This window comes from Flectobacillus roseus, assembly GCF_030056595.1.
Classification (GTDB): Bacteria; Bacteroidota; Bacteroidia; order Cytophagales; family Spirosomataceae; genus Flectobacillus; species Flectobacillus roseus.
Genome location: NZ_JASHIF010000013.1, coordinates 1 through 4078, shown reverse-complemented (window position 1 = coordinate 4078; position 4078 = coordinate 1). Strand labels below are relative to the sequence as shown.

The following is a 4078-nucleotide window of genomic DNA, read 5'->3' as shown; positions in this document are numbered from 1 at the left end:
GACGCAAACATTGCGTCTCTACAGTTTTTTTTTATATTTAGATGATTTTTACATCTATCAATATTCATGTACTACACTTATAATCACCATGGATAAATTTAAAAATAAATATAGAATCCAATCTGTGAGAGCTTCTTGGTGGGATTATGCATCATTTGCCCCATATTTTATTACCATTTGTACGAAGAACCGAGAACACTATTTCGGTGAAATACAAAATGGAAATATGATTTTGTCTGATATCGGAACAATTGTGGAAAAAGAGTGGATCAATACTTTTAGGTTACGTCCAGACATGAATCTTGGCCAAGGAGAATTTATTGTTATGCCAAACCATTTTCATGCTATCATCATCATCGGAGAAAATGAATATAACATTCCTTCCTATATTTCTAAGAAATCTGAGAAAACAAACAACAATGTATTTGGACCACAGTCAAAAAATCTAGCTGCTATTGTAAGAGGATTTAAATCAACGGTGACAGCTCATGCAAGAAAAATTCATGCTGAATTTGCTTGGCAGGAACGATTCCATGAGCATATTACCAAAAATAAAGATTCATTTATAAAAATATCTGATTACATCGCTACCAATCCAGTACGTTGGGACGAGGATTGCTACAAAACGATTCAAGAGATATAAAAAAATAGCCAACGTAAACAAAGTCTACATTGGCTATTTACGAAGCTTTTCCCAAAAAATTACAACAAGCTTACTCCTGTCATTTCTTTTGGTTGAGCTACGCCAATCAACTCCAAAATGGTTGGAGCAATATCGCCCAACTTACCATCTTTGATTGGATTGCTGTATTCGTTATCTACCAAAATACATGGCACTAAGTTCGTTGAGTGCGCTGTGTTTGGCGAACCATCTTCGTTAATCATAAAGTCCGCATTACCGTGATCGGCAATGATGATAAAAGAATATCCGTGTTTCAAACCAGCCTCTACCACTGCTTGAGCACATTGGTCTACTGTTTCTACGGCTTTCACTACAGCAGAGAAAACACCAGTATGTCCTACCATGTCTGGGTTTGCAAAGTTCAAACATACGAAGTCTACCTCTTCTTTTTCCAATTCAGGAATCAAAGCGTCACGTAATTCAGGGGCAGACATCTCTGGAGCCAAATCATACGTTGCTACTTTTGGAGAAGAACGTAAAATATTAGTTTGTCCTACGAATGGCTCTTCACGACCGCCAGAGAAGAAGAAAGTAACGTGTGGATACTTTTCTGTCTCCGCCATACGGATTTGTTTTTTGCCTGCATTTTGCAATACTTCACCCAAAGTCATTGGAATATTGCTATCGTCAAATACTACTTTTACACCTTCAAATGACTTATCGTATTCGGTCATTGTCAAGTAGTACAAAGATAGTTTTTGCATATCTTGCTCAGGGAAATCACGCTGAGTTAAGGCTTGGGTAATTTCACGACCACGGTCAGTACGGAAATTGAAGCAAAGCACCACGTCTCCTTCAGCAATAGTTGCCACTGGAGCGCCATTTTCTTCTATGATAATTGGCTTGATGAACTCATCTGTTACACCAGCCTCATACGAAGTGGCAATGGCATCAATTAAACCGGAAGCTGCTACTTTTTCACCTGTAGCTTTTACCATGGCATCATACGCCAATTTCACACGCTCCCAACGGTTGTCGCGATCCATTGCATAATAACGTCCTGTTACCGAAGCGATTTTTGTACCTGTAGTAGCAATATGCGCTTGCAATTCGGTCAAGAAAGCAATACCTGATTTAGGATCAGTATCACGACCATCTGTGAAAGCATGAATATAAGTCTCTGCAACTCCTGCAGTATTAGCCGCAGTACAAAGTGCCTTTAGGTGATTGATATGAGAGTGAACACCACCGTTTGATACCAAACCGATTAAGTGTACTTTCTTACCATTTGATTTTGCATATTCAAAAGCCTCTGCCAAAACTGGCTCTTGAGCCAATGTACCTTCGTCAACTGCTTTGTTAATTCTTACTAAGTTTTGGTAAACTACACGGCCTGCACCCAAGTTCATGTGACCTACCTCTGAGTTACCCATCTGACCTGCTGGCAAACCAACAGCCAAACCTGAAGCTTCCAATTTTGAGTGTGGATACTTTGTATATAAAGAATCCATGAATGGTGTTTTAGCGGCTTCAATCGCCGATACTTCTGGCTTAGTACCGATACCCCAGCCATCCAAAATCATTAATACGACCTTCTTGTTCACGTAATTTTTTGGTTAATTGGTTATTATTATTTATTCAAGTCGCTCTTTATGAAAAACGACCTTCAAAAGGGATTTTTATGCAAGTTAATCCTTTTTAGGGAAAATAGTCTTTGACTTACCCTATACTACCCTATCATTGCTCACTAGAATTAGTGATTATTACTCTTTTCTTTTAAAAACAATTTTTCACCTACTTCTATTCTCACAGGGAGATGATTTTCTTTGGGTGGAATCGGACAGCTATATCCTTCACTAAAAGCACAATAGGGATTGTAAAGTTTATTAAAATCCAATGCTATTTTTCCTTCCTTAATATCCTTTATGCTGGCGTCTAAATATCTTCCTGCACCATAGGTTTCCTTTCCAGATGTTTGGTCTTTCATCGGAATAAACAAATAATCTCGATATTTGGGTATTTGCATTAGCGCCAAACTACGGTAGATATTCAGCTTTAAAGCTTTGCCATGAATCTCAAAGCTTACTTCTCCATATTTAACATATTCCTTAATTTTTCCATTAGAAGTAGGAAACTTGAAGATAGTACCATCACTTATTTTGGAAAAATTTCCCACTACTTGATAAGAAGAGTCGGGTTCGAAAAATTGGAGATACTGTAAATCATCTGCTTTGAGAGGACTATTGGCTTCTTCCAGAAACGCTTTTTTATACTTTTCACGAAAAACCTCCACCGAATCTTTCCATGCTTGTGCATGAGTATGAGTGGCAAGGCATAAACCTACGAATAAAAGACAGAATTGCTTTACCATAAATTTCGGTTTTTAGACATCACATGAAACGTCTCAATTTTCTATATCCAAATAACTTATTGTAATCCATGCGTTCTAACCAAAAAGTCTAAAAACTCTTCTGCACAACGGCTCACAATTTGATAGACATTTTCAAAATCTTCATTTTGTCCATAATAAGGATCAGGAACCTCAGGAATTTTGTATTCGGAAGAATCTATAGGGAAATCTCTGTTCGGAATAGCAACCTCTGGATCGAAACGACGGTACATAAAACAAATATCGTCAGGTTGATGCATCCCTGTAGCTCGGTATGAGATAGACTGGATGTTGTCCATGTTGTAGTCATCCATACCAACGATATAATCAAACACAGAAAAGTCTTCTCCTGTCAGTTTACGACAACGGTGAAGTAATTCGATTCCATGGCTACTAGCATTTTTACGAGTACGATGATCGGGCAATTCGCCAATGTGATAGCTATGCGTAGCCGCCGAATCGCATTGGATAACTCTTTGTAAATTTCGTTTTTTTACGGCATGTCTGAATGTTTCCTCCGCAATCGGCGAACGACAAATATTTCCAGTACAAACAAACAGGACTTTAATCATATAATTCAAAAAAGGGTAATGATATTGGGGTTTTGTGATTTTGCTAGGTATCTTTCCCAAAAACTATTACTTCTCAACAGGTTGATTCTCATCGTCTACTAAGATGTATATTTCTTCTTTGGGTTTTTTCATCAAATATTTTTCTCTCGCGTATTTCTCTATCAATTTTGGATTACCTAATACCTCTTCTCGCTCACGTTGAACATCCTTGAGTTTTTCTTGATAATAGACTTTTTCATCCTCCAAACGACCTAACTCTCCTCGTCTTTTGAATTGAGTCCAAATATCATTATCGTCAAAAGCTAGCATCCACCCTGTCAATGCGAGAAAGCTTAATGTGTAAAATCGGTATTTTGTGAACAACAAACGTATCATAGAAGCTGTTTAAACTTTTGAAAAGTATTCCCAAATAAGTGAGAATTTTGTGTTGCTAAATCATAAAACATCACATAATGGGAATACTGAGTAAAAATACAATCGAAACGTGGATTATCC

General features: G+C 37.5%; 5 protein-coding genes. 1 reads left to right on the top strand and 4 read right to left on the bottom strand.

The window, feature by feature from the left end:
- Positions 1-643: transposase (locus QM524_RS16410; RefSeq protein ID WP_283345407.1), on the top strand; the 643-nt coding region annotated here is incomplete at its 5' end.
- Positions 644-702: 59 nt separating this feature from the next.
- Here the strand turns inward: QM524_RS16410 and gpmI are convergent.
- The 4 genes from gpmI to QM524_RS16390 form a co-directional block, all read right to left on the bottom strand.
- Entirely contained in the window at positions 703-2226 is a 1524-nt protein-coding gene (gpmI, locus tag QM524_RS16405) for a 2,3-bisphosphoglycerate-independent phosphoglycerate mutase (protein ID WP_283345406.1), read from the bottom strand.
- 149 nt (positions 2227-2375) lie between these two features.
- Complete coding sequence (locus QM524_RS16400; protein WP_283345405.1) at positions 2376-2993, bottom strand: DUF1684 domain-containing protein; 618 nt, start codon at positions 2991-2993, stop codon at positions 2376-2378.
- A 56-nt stretch (positions 2994-3049) separates the two neighbouring features.
- Positions 3050-3583, bottom strand: a complete 534-nt coding sequence (locus QM524_RS16395; protein ID WP_283345404.1) for a low molecular weight protein-tyrosine-phosphatase — start codon at positions 3581-3583, stop codon at positions 3050-3052.
- A gap of 66 nt (positions 3584-3649) precedes the next feature.
- Positions 3650-3958, bottom strand: a complete 309-nt coding sequence (locus QM524_RS16390) for an FtsB family cell division protein (protein ID WP_095160722.1) — start codon at positions 3956-3958, stop codon at positions 3650-3652.
- Positions 3959-4078 lie beyond the last annotated feature (120 nt).

Bases quoted from the DNA above. Each gene is read 5' to 3' on its own strand.
- QM524_RS16395 (WP_283345404.1), bottom strand. From the start codon at position 3,583: ATGATTAAAGTCCTGTTTGTTTGTACTGGAAATATTTGTCGTTCGCCG.
- QM524_RS16400 (WP_283345405.1), bottom strand. From the start codon at position 2,993: ATGGTAAAGCAATTCTGTCTTTTATTCGTAGGTTTATGCCTTGCCACT.
- QM524_RS16390 (WP_095160722.1), bottom strand. From the start codon at position 3,958: ATGATACGTTTGTTGTTCACAAAATACCGATTTTACACATTAAGCTTT.